Source organism: Leptolyngbya sp. FACHB-60 (assembly GCF_014695775.1).
Taxonomy (GTDB): Bacteria; Cyanobacteriota; Cyanobacteriia; order Phormidesmidales; family Phormidesmidaceae; genus Nodosilinea.
Genome location: NZ_JACJOX010000057.1, coordinates 79,544 through 99,967, shown reverse-complemented (window position 1 = coordinate 99,967; position 20,424 = coordinate 79,544). Strand labels below are relative to the sequence as shown.

Genomic DNA, 20,424 nt, shown 5'->3' with positions numbered 1-20,424 from the left:
TCCCTGCGATCGCGAGGTAGGCCCCTCCCACCCCGTCGCCGAGGCGCAGAAAAGCTCCCCAAATTCTAGCCCCCTTACCGCAGCCCAAACGCGACATTGCCCACAATTGATCGAGTAGGGCTGACAAAAACCAGATCTTTTAATCTATCAGCCCAACCCCTGCGATTGAAACCCCTCAGACTCAACTTGTCACTATCTTCGGCAGGCTGCATGGAACTGCACGGATATAGCACAGCGCACAGTATTTAGCGGTATCCTGCTTTATAACGAAAAGTAACAACCTGCTTCCCTGGTATTGCCATGCAGACTGTCTCCCGTCCCGACCAAGCCGCTAGGGCCCAAGACACAGCCCACGAAAACGCTTCCCCTACCGTTGAGGTGCCGCCCGTGACCCCCGGCAAGCATCAGGTGGTGATTATTGGGGGCGGCTTTGGCGGTCTCTACGCCGCCCAGCAGCTCGGTCGCGCCGATGTGGAAGTCACCCTGATCGACAAGCGCAATTTCCATCTGTTTCAGCCGCTGCTCTACCAGGTGGCCACCGGCGGCCTCTCCCCCGGCGACATTGCCTCTCCTCTGCGCGGCATTCTCAGCGCCCAAAAGAATACTCGGGTGTTGATGGGTGAAGTCACCAATGTTGACCCTGCCCCGCAAGCGGTCAGCCTCGCCGATGGCCGCATTGTGCCCTACGACAGCCTGATTGTGGCCACCGGCATGAGCCACTTCTACTTTGGCCGCGACGACTGGGCCGAGGTCGCCCCCGGTCTCAAAACCGTAGAAGACGCCCTAGAAATGCGGCGACGCATCTTTGCCGCTTTTGAAAAAGCTGAGAACACTGCTGATCCCGAGCTCAGACAAACCCTACTCACCTTTGTGATTGTGGGCGGTGGCCCCACTGGAGTAGAGCTGGCCGGAGCGCTGGCTGAGCTGGCTTTCCACACCCTGCCCAACGACTTTCGTCACATTGACACCACCGATAGCCGCATTCTATTGGTCGAGGGTATGGATCGGGTGCTGCCGCCCTTCCCGGCTGATCTGTCGACCCGCGCCAATGCCGACCTTGAGAAAATGGGTGTCGAGGTGCTGACCCAGTCTTTGGTAACGGATATTTCGGGTCATCAGATCACCCTGAAGCAGGGGGATGAAGTCACCACCCTACAGGCGGGCACCGTGCTCTGGGCGGCCGGCGTGCGTGACCCCGGCATGGGCGGCATTTTGGCTGAGAGCACCGGGGCAGAGCGCGATCGCTCAGGCCGAGTCATCGTTAACAACGACCTCAGCCTGCCAACCCACCCGAATATTTTTGTGGTCGGCGACCTGGCCCACTTTGCCCATCAGGGCGATGGCGCAGCCTCCCCAGAGGGGAATCGCCCCTTGCCAGGAGTAGCCCCCGTCGCCATGCAGGAGGGCAAATATGTGGCCCGACTGATTCAAAAACAGCTTAAAAACAACACCCTGCCTCCCTTTGAGTACAAAGACACCGGCAGCCTGGCAGTGATTGGTCGTCACGCCGCCGTCGTCAACCTACCCTGGGCCAAGCTCACTGGCTTTTTTGCCTGGTTTGTGTGGCTGTTTGTGCACATCTTTTACTTGATTGAGTTTGACAACAAGCTCATGGTGATGACCCAGTGGGTAGCCAACTACCTCACCCGCAAGCAGGGGTCACGCCTGATTACCGAGAAAGTGTTCGAAAAAGGCGAGGCCCGCGCCCCAGCCACCCCTGGCTAGTGGCCAGTGGCTAGCGAGTTATGCAAAAAAGCATCAGGCAGTTTGTCTGGTGCTTTTTTGCAGCGACTTATTCTAAAGGGATTGGGTTACAGCGAGGCGATCGCCGTCTAGACCGCTTCACGGGTGAACAGGTAGTATCGAAGGCCAACACTAACCCTCAGCGGTTCGTGTCTTAGGCCATTCCTATTCACATCACTATGCCCATCGATCCCCAAACCCTGCCCGACTATGAGCGCGATCTGCTGGCGGCCCTAGCTTACTTTTTGGGGCGCGATTCAGAGGCCCAGGCGCGGGCCTGCTTGTGCATGTACCTGCGCCAGGCTGAACCGCGCATTATGGCCCAGTTGCGTTACTACGCCCATCGACTATCGGCACAAACCGGCAAGCCAATGGATGCCTACGACTTACTGACGATGATTGCTGAGTCACCCGATGATGTCAGCGCTCTGCTACCCAACCTGAGCCAGGTACATGACCCCGAGCAGCCCGATGTGTTTAGCTAGCTTTTTAGTGGGTTAAGTTTCGCAATCTATAGCCGAATTTTGAGGGTTGTCTGTGTATAGATCCTATCAAGGCAACTCAGTGGAATTTATGATGGCGTCTTTTTGGTTATCGGGGCTTAGACTACAGTCCAGCACAAGCTGGGGACGGTTTGCGCGACTCATGGGGGCGGCGCTGGTGGGCAGTAGCCTGCTGGCCATACCGGGGCAGCGGGCCCAGGGCCAGTCGATCTCGGCTGCTACCGTGACCGAAATTTTAGACAGCAACCAGGTCTACATTCAAAATCGCGCAGCCCAGGTGAACAGCGTGGCCCAGCAGCGCCAGCAGGTCAGAACAAGGGATGCTCGGGCATCGCTGCGCTTCAACACTGGGGCCGTGGCGCGCCTGGCCCACAACTCTAGTTTGGTAGTGGGGCAGTGTGCCCAGCTCAACCGGGGCACGCTGCTAGTCAACGGTAACCTAAACGGCTGCTCGACCTCAGTCGTCGCTGGAGTGAGAGGCACAATTTATACCATCGAAGTCACGGAAACTGGGGAAACCATTGTTCAGGTATTTGAAGGGGAAGTAGTGGTGGAGCGCCATGCCAACCCCGAGCCCGTTGATCCAATGGCAGGCGACTTTGACCCGATTGATCCATCCCTAGATCCAAGGGTGCCTAATACCGACCCAGTGGTTCCTTTCATTAACCCTATGCCGTCCTCTCCGACGACGGAGCCATCACCTGTAGGCTCCCCTGACCCCGTCGTCGCCCCTGAACCTGCTGTCACCCCTGAGCCTGCCGTCATCCCTGAGCCTGCCGTCACTCCTGAACCTGCTGGCATCCCTGAACCGACTACGCCGACCGGGACGCTCACTGAACCGCTTGGTTTTTTCACCGCGCCGAAGCAAAACAGCTCTTCACCGATCGATGGGGAAGACTCTAAACCAATACCGGCTGACGCGACCCAAGCGGAAACCGTAGACTTTACTCCAGAAGATTCCATTACCGTGGCGGAGGGGCAGCAGGTCATCGTTGCTGCCGAGGACGACGAGGCAGTGATTTCGTCCCTGAGTGCGGAAGATTTTATTGACCTGCTAGAAGGTCCACTGATTGACGGGTTTGCGGTCGAAATACCTGGCATGGCTAACCTGCGCCGCTCCTTCGAGCAGCTGTTTCCAGGGGTGCCGTTGCCCTACTATTGGGTGCCCTCCATTCCCACTCCGCCAATCCGATTTCCCTTTCCGTTCTAAAGGTTAAGCTTCCATCATGGGAGGCTTGCAGATGGTAGGGAATAGGGGTGCTGCCAGGCTCTGAGCTGTGCCAGAGCCACTTGTTCAGCGTTGGCGTCTTGGGGAGCGGTTGCTGTGGTTAGATCCTATCGACGTATCTTTCAGCTGGGGCACGGGCTGATGGTGAGCTGGGCGGTGTTTGGGGCGATCGCCCTGACCTCCCAGCACCCGTGGATTGTGCTAATTGAGGGCCAGGCTCAGTCATTTTTGCTGCGGCTGCGGGGGCCGGTGCCCCCACCCGAGGAAATTGTGATTGTGGGCATTGACGAATACTCGCTGACCCAGGGCGACCTGTACCAGGCCGAGCCAGATCGCTATCCGTTTTTGGAGCCCCTAGCGATCTGGCCCTGGCAGCGCCAGGCCTATGCCCAAGCGATTGAGCAGCTGATGGCTGCTGGAGCCAAGGCGGTGGCCCTTGACGTGCTGCTGGTTGACCCCAGCGGCTACGGTCCCGACGATGATGCGGCTTTAGAAGCAACCCTCGCTCGGTGGGGCAATCGCGTGGCTTTAGCCGCCGCCTACGACGTGTCAAGCAGCGACTTTGGTCTATTTACCAACCTGTTACAGCCCGTCTATAGCAGCCAGACCCAGGTGGGCCTCATTAACCTAGAGGTCGATGCCGACGGCAAGCATCGCGCCTTTCCCGATCGCGGCATTGAAACCCTGCGGCAGACCCACCAATTCTCAGATAATTTACCGTCTCTGGCAGGGGCCACCCTGGCAGCAGCTAACTACCCCAGCCCAGAGCGCCAGAGCCAACAACTCTTCTTTTACGGCCCGGCGGGCAGCTTCCCGGTGGTGTCGTTTGTGCAACTGCTTGACCCCATCAACTGGCCCCTAATCGCCAATCAGTTTGAAGGCAAAATCGTGCTGATTGGCCCCATGGCCACGTCGTTTCAAGACCGCAAGCGCACCCCCATCGACGACGCCATGCCAGGGGTCGAAATCCATGCCCACGCCCTAGCCGTGCTGATGGAAGATCGGGTGGTTAACGTCGCGATCGCCAACCCCCTAGCCCAGGGCTTGCTGACGGCGATCGCCATTGGGGCCATCGGCTTGGGCCTCGGCTACCGCTTCACTCAGCCCGTGCCCAGGCTGGTGGGCTTTTTGGGCGCGATCGTCGCCTGGGGAGCGATCGCGTACCTGCTGATGGTGCATGGCGATCGCCTCATGCCTGTCGCCATCCCCGTCGCCTGTTTAGGCATGGGCGGTGTCACCTACATAGCCACCGGGGCCGTCAGCAACCGGCTCGAAGAACAGCGCCTGCGCCGCACCCTAGAGCGCTACGTGGCCCCATCGGTAGCCCAAGAAATTCTCAACCAGCCCGAAGACTTCACCAGTCTCACTGTGGGGCAAAAATTTCAGGCGGCGGTGCTATTTTCGGATATTCGCGGGTTTAGCCGCATTTCGTATCAGCTAGGGGCGATCGAAACCGTCAGCCTGCTCAATTCCTACCTAGATGTGATGGTGGACGCCATTTTGGAGCACCGGGGCACCATCGACAAATTCATTGGCGACGCAGTGATGGCCGAGTTTGGCGCACCCAAATCCCTAGGGCCAGAGCAGGATGCCCTAGGGGCCGTCTCCGCCGCTCTGGCCATGCGAAAGGCGCTCGCCACCTTGCGCATCTCTCTCAAAGAGAAAGGGCTGCCGCCGCTCTACAATGGCATCGGCATCAGCTATGGCGAGCTGGTGGTGGGCAATGTGGGGTCGGTGCTGCGGCTAGAATACACCGCCATTGGCGACACTGTGAACGTGGCCAGCCGCATCGAGGGACTGACCAAAATGGTTGGCACCGATATCTTGATTACTCAGCCTTGCTATGACCTGGTGAAGGAGCACATCATCGCCGTCGACCAGGGCACGCACTTTTTGGCCGGGCGTGAGCACGAAGCGGTGCAGGTCTATGGCGTAGTTAGCCTCAAGGGCAAGAGCGACGAGCTATACCACCAGGTGCAAAAAGACCTGGGCCACCACCTAGACCAGTTTCCTCGCGCCACGAAAAGTTAAAGGGATGAGTCCGGCGTTTCAGCGAACTCATCCCTCTTGCAAACCGATTCAGATTGGTTCCAACAGAGAAGCCATTGCTAATGGCTCCCAATTTTTCTAACTAGACGGCAGCTAGTTCGGGGGCGGGGCGCTTGCTGTGGCGAATGCCTTCGATCGCCGCCGCATAGTCGGGCGCATTGAACACCGCTGAACCAGCCACGATCGCGTTGGCTCCAGCTTCTAGCACCTGCCAGGTGTTGTTGGCCTTTAGACCACCATCCACTTCAATCCAGGGATCTAGACCGCGCTCGTCGCACATGGCGCGCAAGGCGCGAATCTTGTCGACCATGGTGGGGATGAAGCTCTGGCCGCCGAAGCCGGGGTTAACACTCATAATCAGCACCAGATCGCAGAGGTCGAGCACGTTCTCGATCAGCGACAGCGGGGTGCCGGGGTTGAGCACCACGCCCGCCTCTTTGCCCAGCTCTTTGATCTGGCCCAGGGTGCGGTGCAGGTGGGGTGAGGCGTTGTGCTCGCAATGAACAGTGATAATGTCAGCCCCAGCCTTAGCAAAATCGGCGACATATTTTTCCGGCTCAACGATCATCAGGTGCACGTCGAGGGGCTTTTGGGTGACGGGGCGAATCGCCTCGACGATCAGGGGGCCAATGGTGATATTGGGCACAAAGCGACCATCCATCACGTCCACATGAATCCAGTCGGCACCGGCTTCGTCAGCGGCCTTGATCTCTTCACCAAGACGGCTAAAATCGGCCGAGAGAATGGAGGGAGAGATAACGACGGACTTGTGAGAAGAGGTGTGAGGCATGGGGAATGGTTCTCCTGTGCGTTTGTGTTTATCGTAACAAAGTCTTAAAATCTCTTCTCACAAAAGTTCTGAATTTGAGAGGATTCTCCAACAATATATGATGAAGCCCTGGGATCGACTAAAGAGCAGGGGCTTCGTCAAGTTGAAAAGGTAGCACTCTCACAGATTGGGTGGAGCATCTGCGGAACTCAACCTACATATTCAACTTGGACAGACCATTAGGCATTCGACAGTCGAGCCATCGCTTGACCGGCCAGCGCGGCGTGGGTCTCGGCCAGCAGATGCGGAATTTTCTCGGCGTGGGGGCTGCGGCGCAGGCATTCGGATAGATCTACCTGGCTCAAGTTCTCGGCCTTCTCGCCGGGGAACCAGTGACCCGCGTTGCCCAGCATGTTGTAGCGGGCCTTGGCGTAGTCTTCCATATCGAAGGCGAGCAGCAGGTTGCGCAGCCGCAAAATGGCGGGGATGTTGATGTTGCCAGGGGTTTCATTGGGGCTGGGCAGGCCAATTTTCCAAGTGCGGAGCCAGTCTTCGCCCAGCACGGTCTGGGCATGGTGGTGCAGGCGATCGAGCACAGGTTTGAGGTGCAGGTCAGCGTCTTCCAGCAGGGGCAACGTCTTGAGGTGCTCATCAAAATCGGTAGGCCGCGCCGCCCCAATGCTGAGGGTATGCACTTGGGGGTGGCTGAGGCAGAACAGGTCGTTAAACACCATGGGGCTGAGCGGGTCGCACAGGTCTACCAGCTTAGCGGGGGGGCTATACAGATGCCCCCCTTTATCGGACGGGCTGATGATGAAGACGCCCACATCGTGGCGCTGGGCGGTGTCGATCGCAGCCCAATTATCTTGATTGACGTAGTACCAGTGCAGGTTGACGTAGTCGAAGGCATCGGAGGCGATCGCCTGCTGAATCACCGCCGTCGGTGCATGGGTTGAAAAGCCAATGAATCGCACCCGCCCCTGCCGCTGAAACTCTCTTGCCACCTCCATACAGCCACCCGGGCGCAGAGTCCAGTCTAAAATTTCGGCGGTGTTAATGCCGTGGAGACCGAGCAGGTCAACAGTGTCTAACCTCAGGTTGGCCAGTGATTGAGTTAGGTTCTGGCGAAACTCAGCGGGGTCGGCGGTGGGAGAGACCTTGGTTTGCACAATCAGGCTCTCTCGATCTAATCTCGGCAAAATCTGCCCCAGCTGAATTTCGGATGTGCCGTAGCCCCGCGCGGTTTCGATATGGTTAATGCCTACATCTAACGCCCGGCGAATCGTGGCCTCTAGATTCTCCTGATTCTGGCGAGGAATATCCTTTGAGGGTACGTCTTTCCACGAGTGCTGATACCGCATGCCACCGCAAGAAAATACGGGCATCTGAAGCTCAGTGCGACCAAAGCGGCGGTACTGCATAGGAGATCAATTCACAAAAGAGCAAAGGGCTATCCCTCACGGTAGTCAAGGGATTGTTGGTTGTAAAGGTGCGCCTAGGGCAGTGGTGAGATGATCGCAGATTGTAAAACTGCTCAGCCCGCTGAACGCCACGACACCCATGGCGACTGAAGCGCTCTACTAACTAAGCCAGAGAGGTAGGTAGACCTTTAGCAGGAGCCCCTATCTAGCTATAGGAGAAGATTGATCAAAAGCACGCTTCTATGACCCCTTTGAGAGATAGGAAACCGTTTTCATTTCGCAACCATGAAGGCAATAGAGGAGCAGATTTCTAATGCTCTTTCCAATGCTGTTCACCAGAAAAAATTCATGTTTTACCACAAGAAGCGCCTGCAATATTTCACTAAGCCTGACAAGCCCGATCCGGTTTACGCAAAACAGCTACAAGAGCTGATTGGCGGGCCTTTCGGCGAGATGACTGTAATGATGCAGTACCTCCTTCAGGGCTGGAATTGCCGGGGTCCTGCAAAATACAAAGATATGATGCTCGACATTGGCACTGAGGAAATTGGCCACGTTGAGATGTTGGCCAATATGATTGCTCATTTGGTTGACAAAGCCCCTGCAGATGTTCAAGAAAAATCCGCTCTAGACCCCATTGTGGAAGGGGTGATGGGCGGCATGAAAACTGAAGACATCATCATGTCCAGCATGAACCCTAAACACGCTGTAGTAACTGGTGGTGGTGCGCTGCCTGCCGATAGCACGGGCTATCCCTGGAACGGTAACTACGTTGTGGCTTCGGGCAACCTGATGGCCGACTTTTACTCCAACGTGCAGGCCGAGGCCCAAGGTCGTTTACAGGCCATCCGTCTGTACGAAATGTCTACCGACCCCGGCGTAAAAGACACCCTGAGCTACATGATTGCCCGCGATACCATGCACCAAAATCAGTGGTTGGCGGCGATCGAAGAACTCAAGGCCGATGGGTTAGAAGAAATGCCGGTGCCCAGCCGATTCCCCCAATCGCAGGAGAAACAGGATGCCTCTTACCAGTTCTGGAATTTGTCAGAAGGCACCGACAGTAATCAGGGTCGTTGGGCAAAAGGCCCCAGCCCTGATGGCAAAGGCGAGTTTGAATACCTGGAAAATCCAGAACCCCTGGGTCCTGAGGGCGAAGCTCCGCTTCCCAATCCCAAACTCTACTCCACTCCTAAAAAGTAGGGGTTCTCAACGGTCAGGAGTAAGTATTGCTAAACGTCACACCCTGCAGCGCGTCAAAGCGTTGCTCCAACTCAACTACGCTGTCAGCTAGCGTAATTGAGAGGCCATAGCAATATCTACTTGCGTCCGTTAGCAGACGAGACAAATTGCAATGCTAAGGCTGTGTGCGCAGCCTTAGCTCCCCAAAATTTGGTCAAACGCCACTGGCAAGAGGGACTGAAAAACTAAGCGCTGCCACTCCATTTTCTGTAACAAGGCGAAGAAACCCAGCAAGCTATTGAGGACTGACACTAGCAGAAATCATTTCATGTTGGCCCACCTCAATCCATCCGATTTCCTCAACAAAGCGATGGATATTGGGGCACTGCTGCTCAAACATTGTGAACCTTGGCATCGATCTTTCGAATTTGATCGTCTTTTCACATAGAAGGGGATAGTGGGCGATCGCCCACCATCCCCTACCCTTTCTCTGAACCTACAGTCAATCAACCTTAGCCTCGCTCTACAGCTTGCGAACGCTAGCCTGGCCGTCTTTGACTTCGCCCACTAGCACTTCGGTGGCCACGCCCACAAACAGGCCATTGTCGAGCACGCCAGGGATGTTGTTAATGGTTTTTTCTAGCCCAGCAGGGTCGTCGATCGCATCAAATTTTACATCCAAAATCATGTTGCCTTGGTCGGTGATGACGGGGCCGTCTTTTTTGATGCCCATACGCAGGTCGGGCTTGCCGCCCAGAGCTTCCAGCGCCTTGGTGACAGGGGTGACGGCCAAAGGCATAACTTCCACCGGCAGAGCAAAGGTGGTGCCAAGCTTGTCAACTAGCTTGGAGCTGTCCACAACAACAATGAATTCTTTAGCGAGGGAATCGACAATCTTCTCGCGGGTGTGGGCAGCACCGCCACCCTTCACCAGATTCATTTGAGGATCAACTTCATCGGCCCCATCAATAGCCAAAGCAATCTCGTCGCCTTCATCCAGCGTTGTGAGGGGAATGCCGTACTGCTTAGCCAGCACCGATGCCTGAAAGGAAGTGGGCACACCCTTGATGTTACTAATTTCGCCACTGGCCAACCGTTCGCCAATGAACTGAATGGCATAGGCGGTGGTCGACCCGGTGCCCAGGCCCACCACGGTGTTTGACTGCACCCGCGCCGCCGCCTGGCGACCCACTTCCTGCTTCATCAATTTGACAGGATCCATCTCGGTCATGGCTTTACTTCCTTGTAAATCACTGCGTTTTCGGGATCTAGCATGACCTAAAGCGGGGCGGCTGCATAGAGAGTGGGGGAGATGGGGAAGTGGGGGAGATAGGGGAGTGAGGGGTGGATGGTAGGAGCGCTAACATTGTAGGGTGGGCACTACCCATCATTCCTACTCGGCTTTTTGCTGTGCCTCAACCTCCGACGTTACTCAGCAGCCTGTCTTCTGGCCTCAGCCAGGCGGGCTACCAGCGCTTTTGGCACTGGCGGGGCTGGCGCATTCGCTACTGGTTTCACCCCGGGCCGGGGGATGCAGCGGTGCCGCCAGTGCTACTGATTCACGGGTTTGGGGCCAACCTCAACCAGTGGCGGCACAACCTGCCGGCCCTGAGTCGGGCGGCTCCGGTCTATGCCATTGACCTGCTGGGTTTTGGCGATTCTGAGAAGGCGGCAACGCTCTACGGCGCAGAGTTGTGGGCGGCACAGGTGGCAGATTTCATTTGTCAGGTGATTGGTCAGCCAGTGGCGCTGGTCGGCCATTCCCTTGGGGCGCTGGTGGCGTTGCTGGCCACTCACAACCATCCCGATTGGGTCAAGCAGCTGGCGCTAATTACGCTGCCGCTGGAAGCCAACCGCGAAGACCTGGTGGCGGGCTGGGTGGCGGCCCTGGCGCTGCGGATCGAAAGTCTGGTGGCCAACCCGCTGCTGATGCGATCGCTCTTTGCCCTGGTGCGTCGCCCCAGCATTTTGCGGCGAGCGCTGGTAGGCATCTACACGGTGGCGGAACGGGTAGACGATGACTTAGTAAATTCGTTTGCGCTGCCCCCCTGCGATCGCGGTGCGGCCCGAACGCTGTGCTATCTAGTGCGATCGCGCACCGATCCCAGTTTTAGCCCCTCGGTTAAAGATATGCTGGCCACACTGGCGGTACCCACACTGCTGCTTTGGGGCGACCAAGACCGCGTGGTTCCCGTGGGGCTGGCCGCAGGGTTAACGACCCTGAGCCAGCAGCTTTCCCTAGAGGTGGTGCCCGATGCTGGCCACTGCCTCTACGACGAAACCGACGCCGACTTCAACGCCCGCATAGAGGCCTGGCTGAGGGGCACAAGCCCAGCCTTGCAGCCGTCCTAAGTTAGCCCTAGTAGGGCCGCGACACCGGCCCTGCCGAACGCCCCTGCCCTTGGGGCTGCGATCGCTTTGTCCGCCACTTACGAATCGCCTGAGCCTCCCGCTGAATGGGGGTCAGGTAGGCATCGCTGGGTAAATCAGTGGGCGCGCCAAACTCGCTAGGTGGGTGCTGACGCGTATTCATGCAGCCGGCCAGCACGTCGAGGTGGGGCTCTAGCTCCAGGGCACGCTCCAGCTCGTCGATGGTGGTGTAGCGGTCTTGGGAGTCGGGCAGCAGCATGCGATCGAGCACCATAGTCATGTGGGGGCCGACGGTAACGGTGTGGTGCCAGCGAATCACCCCGCTGTGGGGATCTTGGTCAAACTCGATGGGAGTGCGGGCGGTGAGCAGATACAGACAGGTCATGCCCAGGGCGTAGACGTCGCTGGCGTAGCAGGGGCGCAGGGCCAGTTGCTCGGGCGGGGCAAAGCCAGGGGTGCCGACAAACTGGGTGGCCGGAGCCTGCATCGAGCCGTTGTCATCCACATCGGAGAGGAACTCGCGCACAGCCCCAAAGTCAATCAGCACCAGGCGGCGATCGCGCTCGCTGCGAATAATATTGGGGGGCTTGATGTCACGGTGAATCATGCGATTGCGGTGAATGAACCGCACCACCGGAATAATTTCGCGCAGAAAATATTTGACCTGGGCCTCGGTCAGCCGTCCGGCGCGACGCACCTCCTGGGCCAGGGTTTCACCATGTACATACTCCTGCACCAGGTAAAATTCGCCCCCGGTAGTGAAGTAGTCAAGCAGCTGCGGAATCTGCGAATGACTGCCCAAACTGGCCAAGGCTCGAGCCTCGCGACGAAACCGCACCTTGGCGCGCTCTAGCGACAGCTCGCTGCCCGCCTTGGGGCAGAGCTGCTTAATCACGCAGTAGGGTTCCCCCGGCAGGGTGGCATTTTGGGCTAGGTAGGTGACACCAAAGCCGCCCTGACCCAGCTTTTTGAGCACGCGGTAGCGATCGCGAAACAGCCGATGCGACTGGTAATAGTGACGAATTTCAGAATTGGCCGCCCGGTCGAGGGGTTGACTCAGTGAATTGACCATATTTGTTTGTCCTGGCCTCAAAAGAGGGGAAGATGCCTGTTTCCCAGTTTAATAGTGGAGCCAACCGGGCCGTAGCTCTATGGCAGTCGAAAATGCGCAGGAACACAAAACGCTAGTACATTCAAAACTAACAGGGGTGCAGAACTATCCACTACCTTAGCAAGTCTCCCAACAATACTTAAAAACTTAATATTGAAGGGGCAGCAATACTACATTCGTAGCGACGATAGCCATTAGGGTATCACGACAGGCTAGCTCTACTCGTCTGTAGATTTGATCTCTGTCCAGAGGCAGATTTTTTATCCGGAAGGTTTTTGGTTCCTCTTCTGAAGGGGCGATTGCCAGAACGTTTTTTTGTGAAGTGCCCCTAGACAGGATTCCCCAAAGCGGTCTCGCCATAACCGTTAGAGCGATCGCAGAGGGGTGACGACAACCGCTTCACTCTCGTGCCTAGCCTCTAAAATCTTTCTAGAACCCCAGATCGGCGCGGGCCATTTCTGAGGCTTTAAACACCACCTCGTCCGGCAGCTCTTCCCAGGCAGTAGCTCCCACCTGAGTATAAAAAGTGCTGTCGTAGGGGCGGGTGCGCACGACTACAGGCATGGGCACCGCGTGGCCCAGCACCAGCGCCTGCTGCTTGGAGTCGAGCTTAGCGAGAACTGATCGCAAACTTTGCCCCCCCGACACGCCGGTAAAGATGGCATCAATATCTTTTTCGTCGTTGAGCAGGGCGGTAATGCGGGTGCCAATCTGCGACATCACCTCGTTGTCGATGCCCGAGGGCCGCTGATCGACCACCAGCAGAGTGACGAAGTACTTGCGCATTTCGCGAGCGATGGTGCCAAAGATGGTCTGCCGCGCCGTGGCCGGGTCGAGAAAGCGGTGGGCCTCTTCAATGGTAATCATCAGCTGACGGGGGCGATCGACCACATTTTTGGTCTGCAAGAAGCGATCGGCCTTTTTGACGTAGCTGGCATGGATGCGCCGGGCGATTACGTTGGTGGCCAGCATGTAGGCCAGCATGTTCGACTGGGAACCAAATTCCACCACCACATGCTTGCCCTCGTCGATCGCCGCGAGAATCTGGGTGATGTAGTTGGTGCCGCTGGCTGCCTTCATATATTTGATATCGGCTAGCCGGGTCAGCTTGCGCTGGAGGGCCATGATGGAAGACTTGCTGCCCATCTTGGTCTCACAAAACTCCTGAATCTCCTCATTGGTCATGGTCAGCAGGCGGTTGATCCAGGCCTTGCCAAACTCGTTGCGCAGAATGATCGCGTTCTCTAAGCTGGCCTCCGACAGGTTGAGTTCGCCCCTCACCAAGTTCAGGTCTTCCACATCGATCTGGTCGAAGCTAATGTAAAGCTCCTGAGCGTCGCGCACCCCCCGCCGCTGGGTGGCCTCAGGGTCCAGGGTAAACATCTGCACCTGACCAGGAAATAGCTGCCTCAGCCCTTTGACGGTGCTAAACTGCTTGCCCTCGCTAACGGCCTCCCAGCCATACTCAGAGTGCATGTCGAAAATTAAGTTCACCGCCGCCTGGCGCTGAATTACCCCCGCCAGCAGCAGCCGGGTGAGGAACGATTTGCCCGTGCCCGACTTGCCAAAAATGCCGTTGCTGCGCTCTACAAAGCGATCGAGATCGAGACACACTGGCACCTCCATATCGATGGGCTGACCGATCGCAAAGTTGCGTCGATGGGGGTCATCTTCCCAGCCGAAAATAATGCGGAAGTCGCGATCGCTGGCGTCGTACACCTGACTAAAGTGCGCCGGAATCGTCTTCACCGGCAGCAGCTCCACGTCAGCGCTACTCTGCACTTCCATCGAGCCGTAGGTGCTGTCAGCTCTTTTCTTTGATTTCTCCCTACCCCCTAAGCCATCACTCCCTGCCCCGTCACTCTCTTGAGTGAACATCAGCATCGGCGTCAGGTTGATCGTGCCGTAGGTGCCCGTCCCGGCCAGCACCTCCTGCAAAAACAGGTTCGATGGCTCCGGCGGATGGGCCAAAATGCGCTGGCTGCCAGTGCCCAAGGTGACATCGGTGAGCATGCAGAAAAACTGCGATCGCCGCCCCTGCACCACCAAAAACTTGCCCACCCGCATATCTTCTACTGAGATATCGGGGTGCAGGCGCACCTCTAGCCCCTGGCTCAGCGAACCCTGGATGACTGACCCCAGCGGCTGACTCATCCCCATGGATAATCCTCTGTGTGAACTCTAGACAGCAGGCCGCGATCGTCCCCTTCAGTTCAGCCAATTTTAATACATTTGTTCTGACTTGCCCAAGCACAAAAAAAGAGTTCTGAGCTATCCAGTTCGTTGGATAGCTCAGAACTCAACCGCTCAATCAAAACCGTTGGCGAGGGGCTAGACCCAATCGCTAGAACTGAATGCCGACGCCGCCCTGCACTGAAACAGCCATATTGTTCCCCTGGCGGTAGGCATCGAAGGCAAAAATAGCGTTACCAAAGGCGACCAAGTTGCTGTTAGGGAATAGGTGGTCAATGCCCGGCTGAATTACAAAGGAAGTCTTGTCGCCCACAATGGAGGGATCATCGCTGCCGCCGCCGACAAACGAGGCTCCAGCCCCTACATACACGTCGGTATTCCAGTTCAGCGGCACGTCGTAAGAGACGGTTGGCACAAACGCAAAATCGCCGCCAAAAACAAAGCCCTGGGCTCGCAGCGAAACCGGGTATTGCAACAGGCGATAGCGCCCCGAAATCACGCCCTGCACGCCGCCACCACGCCCCGTAGCCGCGTCGCTGGTCAGGCCGAGGCCGGCCCCAATGCCGACATAGCTACCGTAGGCTACCTGGGCCTCAGCGGCCTCTGGGGCGATCGCCGCACCCGTAGCGGTGGCAGCCACTGCTAGCAGAGCAGCCCCTGCCGTACGCCCCATCCAACGCCCTAAGCTTTTCATGGAGTTACTCCTCAACCCTTCAAACGATTTTGTGTTGGCTGACTGTGCGGGCTTACCGATGCCGACCCGAACCCATCGTTGTAGGGCAATTTTGGCCCTTATACCCTTAGTCTGCCGATAAGCTTACTGCATCGGTCAGATTTCGACACACCGAATTTTTCCAGTCGGTAAGATTGTTGGGGAGAAATCTGAGGCGAGGGTGGGGGCTGGTTGGGGAGGGCGATCGCAACACAAAACAATAAGCTACGGATTATCGGATCAGCAGCTTGAGGAAATCATCGAGTTCATCGCTGCCTACCCTGAGGTAGAAGAGGCAATTTTGTTTGGCTCCCGCGCGATCGGCACCCACAAACCCGCTTCCGATGTGGATATTGCTATCAAGGGCGACGGGGTGAACTCAGCGTTGGCAGCTCGGCTCAAATTTGACATCGAAGAAGACACCTACCTGCCATACTTCTTTGACTTCGTGGCCTACGGCACCGTCACCCACGAGACCTTGAAGCAACACATCGACAAAAAGGGCATATCTATTTACCACAAGGATGTTTGAAAGCAGCGTAGATGACGTCGAGTTTTACCATCATCTTGTAGGCTGTTTTTTTACTCAAGCCTTAGGCTAACGCTGCCCACCACTCGCCGCAGATACCTTTTGATACTCATAAATAACCTCTCAGCGATCGGTGTGCACAAGCGTTGTTGTGCTGTATATGTTGCATCCTTATAGAGGACGTTGCCAAGGCTCACTGTACTGCTGATATCCAGCTCGTTCAAAAGTAGCAATCATCGGGATACTATTCACGTCTGTATCACAGAACACTCTCCAAATTCCTACATCTTGGAGTACCCTCGTCCCTTTTAACAGCAAATCGGTTGCAAAGCCTTGCCCACGATGTTCTGGCAAAACCCCTATGTAATAAATGGTTGCTTCTTCCAGGCCACTTTTAGCACCACCTTGGTAAATCACAGGGAAAACAAACCCAATGATTCTATCATCGCTACTAACCCCTATCTGCCACCATTCATCTTGATACGAGAACCCGTCTTTCGACTCGGCTAGCAACTGCTCGGCAGCTTGGCTAGAACCCTGTTCCATAACTTGTTTTCGATCGCTGGCATCAAGCGACGATTTCATAACCTGAGCAACTATTGAAAGTAATACCTCATGGCCCAGCGTTTTAGCAGCTTTGAACTCCAATCGAGAAGGAACCTCAACCAGCGGTTTAGGCTCTTCCCAAACAAAAGGCACTTTCAAGTAAGTTTGCCGACTCATAGAATCAACTAAAATTCCGGTGCTTTTCAGGGTGCAGCTAAGCATAACTGCGCTCGTCAACAGTGGTTTCTCAACTACCTTCTAATCAACAACTGGAGCAGTCTAACTGTATATTAAGTATCAGAGTATCAGATCTGCTGGTTAAGCCCGAAGAGCAAGGTGCTCATCAGTCAAATGTGCTGAACAATACCCGTTGTGTCGGCATTATTCAGCAGCAATCTACTTCAGCACACTAGCTGTTGCGATCGCTTGATCAGGCTAAGCAGACTATTCTCCTCAAGCATTTCAGCCTCAGAACAAAACGTCCTATTCATTACAAATTGAGCGATCGCATTTAGCCCGTATTTCGCATCCCCGCTGCGATGCCATTGATGGTGAGCAGCGCCCCTCGCAGCAGCTCGCCTTGGCTGTAGCGCGAGCGAATTACCCCTGTCGCGGCCTGGTCCTTGTACTGGCGCAGGCGCTTGAGCAGGGCCACCTGCAAAAAGCCCAAGGGCACAATGGTGCCGTTGCGCAGATAGACCGATCGCTGCAAGTCGGGGTCACCATCGAGCAGGCGCTCGCAATCAGTAATCTGCAGCACCATGTCGCGGGTCAGGTAAAACTCCTGGGAAATAGTGTCGAACAGCGCCAAAAACCGCTCTTTATCTTCAGGGGTAGTGAGCTCGCGCACGTAGTGCTCAGCAATTTGCAGATCGACCTTAGCCAAGGTCATCTCAACTTTTGAGATCACCATCTTAAAGAAGGGCCACTTGCTGTAGAAGTAGCGCAGCACCTTGAGGTGTTCTTCTGGCGCTTCGTCTACAAACTCTTGCAGCGCGGTGCCCACCCCGTACCAGGAAGGCAACAAAAACCGAGCCTGGGTCCAGCTAAACACCCAGGGAATCGCCCGCAGACTGCCGAGGTCTTTTTTGCCGCCCCGCCGCGACGGGCGCGAGCTAATCTGCAGCTGGCTAATTTCCTGAATGGGGGTGACCTGGTGGAAAAAGTTGACCAGGTCGGGTTGTTCATAGATCAGCTGGCGGTAGTGACTGCGGGAGCGGGTGGCCAGCTCCTCCATGGTCTCCTTCCAGGGCTGAATATCGTCAACGCTATTGCTCAGCAAGCTGGCCTGAATGACGGCGGTGGTCACCGTTTCCAGGTTGTAGAGGGCCAGGTCAGAGAGATTGTACTTAGAGGCCAGCACTTCCCCCTGCTCAGTGATTTTGATACGGCCTTTAATACTGCGGCCCGGCTGAGCCAAAATCGCCTCGTAGGCGGGGCCACCGCCGCGCCCCACCGAGCCGCCGCGCCCGTGGAAGATGCGCAGGGAGACGCCGTAGCGATCGGCAGTGGTCTGGAGCGCCTGCTGAGCCTTATGAATTTCCCAGTTGCTGCTGAGAAAGCCGGAGTCTTTGTTGCTGTCGGAGTAGCCCAGCATCACCTCTTGCAGGGGCACCGCCCGAGGCGTAGCCACGCTGCCAGGGCCTTGGTCGACAGGCTGGTTGGCCTGACCTTCTAGCAGGTTGCGATACAGCGGCAGCTGAAACAGCTCTTCCATTACTGCTGGGGCGCGCTGGAGGTCTTCGACGGTTTCAAACAGGGGTACCGGCTGAAGACTGCTGAGCTCGGCAGTGGGGTCGTAGAGGCCCGCCTCTTTGGCCAACAGCAGCACCTCTAGCAGGTCGCTGACGGTGTGGCTCATGCTGATCACATAGCTGCCGCAGATGTCAGGGCCAAACTCCTGGTGAAGCTGGCGCACCATGTGCAGAGTGGCGATGGTCTCGCGGGTTTTGTCGGAGAAGGGCAGCTCGCGAGGGGTGAGGGGGCGGCGGGTAGTGAGTTCGCTGACCAGCCAGGCAATTTTGTCAGCCTCAGGCAGCTCACTGTAGGGCTGGGGCAAAACTTGCAGGTACTCGGCGATCTCGTCGAGGGCGTCGGAGTGGCGGGTGCTCTCTTGCCGCAGGTCAAGCTGGGCCAGGTTAAAGCCAAAGATTTCGACCTGGCAGATCAGGGTGTTGAGGTCTTGGCAGTTGAGGCCAGTGGCCTCTAGGTTGCGCTGAATCAGCCGCAGCTCGGCCAAAAACTCGTGGCCGTAGCGGTAGATGGGCAAGCCGCTGGGGTCATTGGAGTGATCGGCGAAGGGATCGCTCTGGTAAAGGCGCTGGCTACGATCGCAGCTATTCTTGAGCCGCTGCTTGATGTAGGCCAGCTTGAGGCGGTAGGGCTCTTGGCGGTAGCGAATAGCCAGCTCGTCGTAGATGTCGGCCATTTTGACCTGATCCTGCTCCAGCGATTCGAGCAGCTCAGGCAGCACCTCGCTCCAGTGGAGGGAGAGGCTAAGCAGATCGACCAGGCGATCGACGGAGGCCATGTACTTGGTGAGCACCATGTTGCGCTGGTAGCAGGCAGTCTTCCAAGTGACTTCGGGGGTGACAGAGGGGTTGCCGTCGCGATCGGAGCCTACCCAGGAGCCAAATCGGCAAAAGCGGTGGCGGGGAGGGTCGAGCTCGGGGAAGGTGGTGGCGATCGCCCGCTCAAACCGCTGATAGAGCTGGGGCAGTGCGTCAAACAGCACCACATTGAAGTAGTGCAGGGTGTAGTCAACTTCGTCGAGCACCGAGGGCTTAAACTGGTGCAGCTCGTCGGTGCGCCACCAGAGGCGAATTTCTTCGGTGAGCTGTTCTTTGAGTTCTTCGATTTCCCAGGAAGAGGTCAGGCCGAGGGTTTGGGCACTTTCTTCAGCTTGATCCATCTGGCGCAAAATGCTGGCGATGCGCCGCTGCTTGTCGCGGATGGTGTGGCGCACAATCTCGGTGGGGTGGGCGGTAAACACCAGCCGCACATCCAGCTGATCGATCAGATTTTGGATCACCTGGGGCGGCACGTTCAACCGCTTGAGAGTGGGGAACAGCCAGTGGAACGTGCCCGCCTCTTTGCGGCTGCTGGGGGGGGCGGCAATGCTGCGGGTCAGCAGGTCGGCCTGGAAGAGGTTGCTCGACTCGCTGTCGCTGCTATTGCCAAAAATCGATTGACCGATGCGCTGGGCCAGCTCCGAGGTTTCGTAGGCGGCCCGGTACTGCTGCTGCTGATCGCGCTGCTCGTAATGCTGCTCGACGATGTTAATCAGCTGAAAGTAGAGGGCAAAAGCCCGCGAAGCCCGAATAGCGTCTTCGAGATCGAGGGCTTCGACCACGTCGACTACGGCTTTAACCCGAGCCTCGGCAGCGGTGGGGGCCTGTCCCTCGGGGGAACACATGCGCCGCAGCTGTTGGAGCAGCTTTAGGAGTTCAGGTCCACAAGCATGCTCCAGCACGTTTTCCCACAGGTCTTCGACCACTCGCAGCCGGTGGCGTAGCAGCAAATCTTGCCAGGAGGACTGATCATCCACCGCTGCGGGCAGGCTAGCCGGGTCAGTCTGAGCTGCGGGCCGGGCATCCCCGGAGGAGTGGAGCGTTGAACTCATGGGTATGACAGCAGAGAGAACGGGGATATCGCAAAGATTCTATAGGATTACCCTGACCGGAAGAAGTTTATCTAGATCAACAAATTGAAAGCGTCAAGCTTGATAAGCGCTTACCAAATCCGTCAAACCCCCTTCTAGCAAGGTTTTCAGAAAAGAGAAAACCCTTGTCAAATCAACCTAAACCTCTGGTGCAGAGTCCGCAATCTCGGGCGCAACCGGCGGCATATTTAAGTTGGGCAGGCGATCGCCCGAGAAGATTTGCTCGCTGACCAGCCCCAGCTGGGTGAGCCCATCGGCTAGGGCACGGGTCACCAAAATACCGAGCAGCACTGGGGGCACCAACAGCCCCACCGCCACCTCGGCAGATTGGCGGTTGATCGGGGCAGAAGCAGACGGGTGCGACGAAGTCATAAGATGATCACAAGTTGGGGGCACAAATGAGGGGA

General features: G+C 56.8%; 16 protein-coding genes. 7 read left to right on the top strand and 9 right to left on the bottom strand.

All coding sequences use genetic code 11. The features are described from left to right. The first annotated feature begins 300 nt into the window (after positions 1-300). From H6F57_RS21235 to H6F57_RS21220, 4 genes are all read left to right on the top strand, one after another. On the top strand, positions 301-1,725 hold the full coding sequence (locus H6F57_RS21235; protein WP_190628335.1) for an NAD(P)/FAD-dependent oxidoreductase: 1,425 nt from the start codon (positions 301-303) through the stop codon (positions 1,723-1,725). A 197-nt stretch (positions 1,726-1,922) separates the two neighbouring features. Continuing rightward, positions 1,923-2,228, top strand: coding sequence for a hypothetical protein (locus H6F57_RS21230; protein ID WP_190628333.1), 306 nt, complete (start codon positions 1,923-1,925; stop codon positions 2,226-2,228). 79 nt (positions 2,229-2,307) lie between these two features. Beyond that, on the top strand, positions 2,308-3,456 hold the full coding sequence (locus H6F57_RS21225) for a hypothetical protein (protein WP_206753721.1): 1,149 nt from the start codon (positions 2,308-2,310) through the stop codon (positions 3,454-3,456). A gap of 114 nt (positions 3,457-3,570) precedes the next feature. Next, positions 3,571-5,505, top strand: a complete 1,935-nt coding sequence (locus tag H6F57_RS21220; RefSeq protein WP_190628329.1) for an adenylate/guanylate cyclase domain-containing protein — start codon at positions 3,571-3,573, stop codon at positions 5,503-5,505. 100 nt (positions 5,506-5,605) lie between these two features. Here H6F57_RS21220 and rpe read toward each other — a convergent pair whose 3' ends face one another. Then, positions 5,606-6,313 carry a ribulose-phosphate 3-epimerase gene (gene rpe, locus H6F57_RS21215; protein WP_190628327.1) on the bottom strand — a complete coding sequence of 236 codons (708 nt, stop codon included), beginning with the start codon at positions 6,311-6,313 and terminating at the stop codon, positions 5,606-5,608. 218 nt (positions 6,314-6,531) lie between these two features. Beyond that, positions 6,532-7,713, bottom strand: coding sequence for an aldo/keto reductase (locus H6F57_RS21210; RefSeq protein WP_190628324.1), 1,182 nt, complete (start codon positions 7,711-7,713; stop codon positions 6,532-6,534). Between the two features lie 348 nt (positions 7,714-8,061). On the opposite strand from H6F57_RS21210, the gene H6F57_RS21205 reads away from it, so the two are divergent. Next, positions 8,062-8,916: a manganese catalase family protein gene (locus tag H6F57_RS21205; protein WP_190628380.1), complete on the top strand. Its 855-nt coding sequence runs from the start codon at positions 8,062-8,064 to the stop codon at positions 8,914-8,916. 502 nt (positions 8,917-9,418) lie between these two features. Here H6F57_RS21205 and rpiA read toward each other — a convergent pair. Beyond that, on the bottom strand, positions 9,419-10,126 hold the full coding sequence (rpiA, locus tag H6F57_RS21200; protein ID WP_073606954.1) for a ribose-5-phosphate isomerase RpiA: 708 nt from the start codon (positions 10,124-10,126) through the stop codon (positions 9,419-9,421). Between the two features lie 179 nt (positions 10,127-10,305). Between rpiA and H6F57_RS21195 the strand changes: the two genes are divergently transcribed. Further along, positions 10,306-11,247 carry an alpha/beta fold hydrolase gene (locus tag H6F57_RS21195; protein ID WP_199289782.1) on the top strand — a complete coding sequence of 314 codons (942 nt, stop codon included), beginning with the start codon at positions 10,306-10,308 and terminating at the stop codon, positions 11,245-11,247. A gap of 7 nt (positions 11,248-11,254) precedes the next feature. Here the strand turns inward: H6F57_RS21195 and H6F57_RS21190 are convergent, their stop codons facing one another. The 3 genes from H6F57_RS21190 to H6F57_RS21180 form a co-directional block, all read right to left on the bottom strand. Continuing rightward, positions 11,255-12,337 carry a serine/threonine-protein kinase gene (locus tag H6F57_RS21190; RefSeq protein ID WP_190628322.1) on the bottom strand — a complete coding sequence of 361 codons (1,083 nt, stop codon included), beginning with the start codon at positions 12,335-12,337 and terminating at the stop codon, positions 11,255-11,257. Between the two features lie 468 nt (positions 12,338-12,805). Beyond that, positions 12,806-14,536 (bottom strand): ATP-binding protein, encoded by a 1,731-nt coding sequence (locus tag H6F57_RS21185; RefSeq protein WP_190628320.1) that lies wholly within the window; start codon positions 14,534-14,536, stop codon positions 12,806-12,808. Positions 14,537-14,720: 184 nt separating this feature from the next. Next, entirely contained in the window at positions 14,721-15,263 is a 543-nt protein-coding gene (locus tag H6F57_RS21180) for a hypothetical protein (protein WP_242024921.1), read from the bottom strand. A 199-nt stretch (positions 15,264-15,462) separates the two neighbouring features. Here H6F57_RS21180 and H6F57_RS21175 point away from each other — a divergent pair, with 199 nt between their 5' ends. Next, positions 15,463-15,813: a nucleotidyltransferase domain-containing protein gene (locus tag H6F57_RS21175; protein WP_199289781.1), complete on the top strand. Its 351-nt coding sequence runs from the start codon at positions 15,463-15,465 to the stop codon at positions 15,811-15,813. Positions 15,814-15,981: 168 nt separating this feature from the next. Here H6F57_RS21175 and H6F57_RS21170 read toward each other — a convergent pair whose 3' ends face one another. The 3 genes from H6F57_RS21170 to H6F57_RS21160 all read right to left on the bottom strand — a co-directional run bounded on the left by H6F57_RS21170 (position 15,982) and on the right by H6F57_RS21160 (position 20,389). Further along, positions 15,982-16,533: a GNAT family N-acetyltransferase gene (locus tag H6F57_RS21170; protein ID WP_190628371.1), complete on the bottom strand. Its 552-nt coding sequence runs from the start codon at positions 16,531-16,533 to the stop codon at positions 15,982-15,984. 334 nt (positions 16,534-16,867) lie between these two features. Beyond that, the gene (gene ppc, locus H6F57_RS21165; RefSeq protein WP_190628318.1) at positions 16,868-19,978 is read right to left on the bottom strand and encodes a phosphoenolpyruvate carboxylase; all 3,111 of its coding nucleotides are present in this window, start codon (positions 19,976-19,978) and stop codon (positions 16,868-16,870) included. Between the two features lie 177 nt (positions 19,979-20,155). Then, the gene (locus H6F57_RS21160) at positions 20,156-20,389 is read right to left on the bottom strand and encodes a hypothetical protein (RefSeq protein ID WP_199289779.1); all 234 of its coding nucleotides are present in this window, start codon (positions 20,387-20,389) and stop codon (positions 20,156-20,158) included. Positions 20,390-20,424 lie beyond the last annotated feature (35 nt).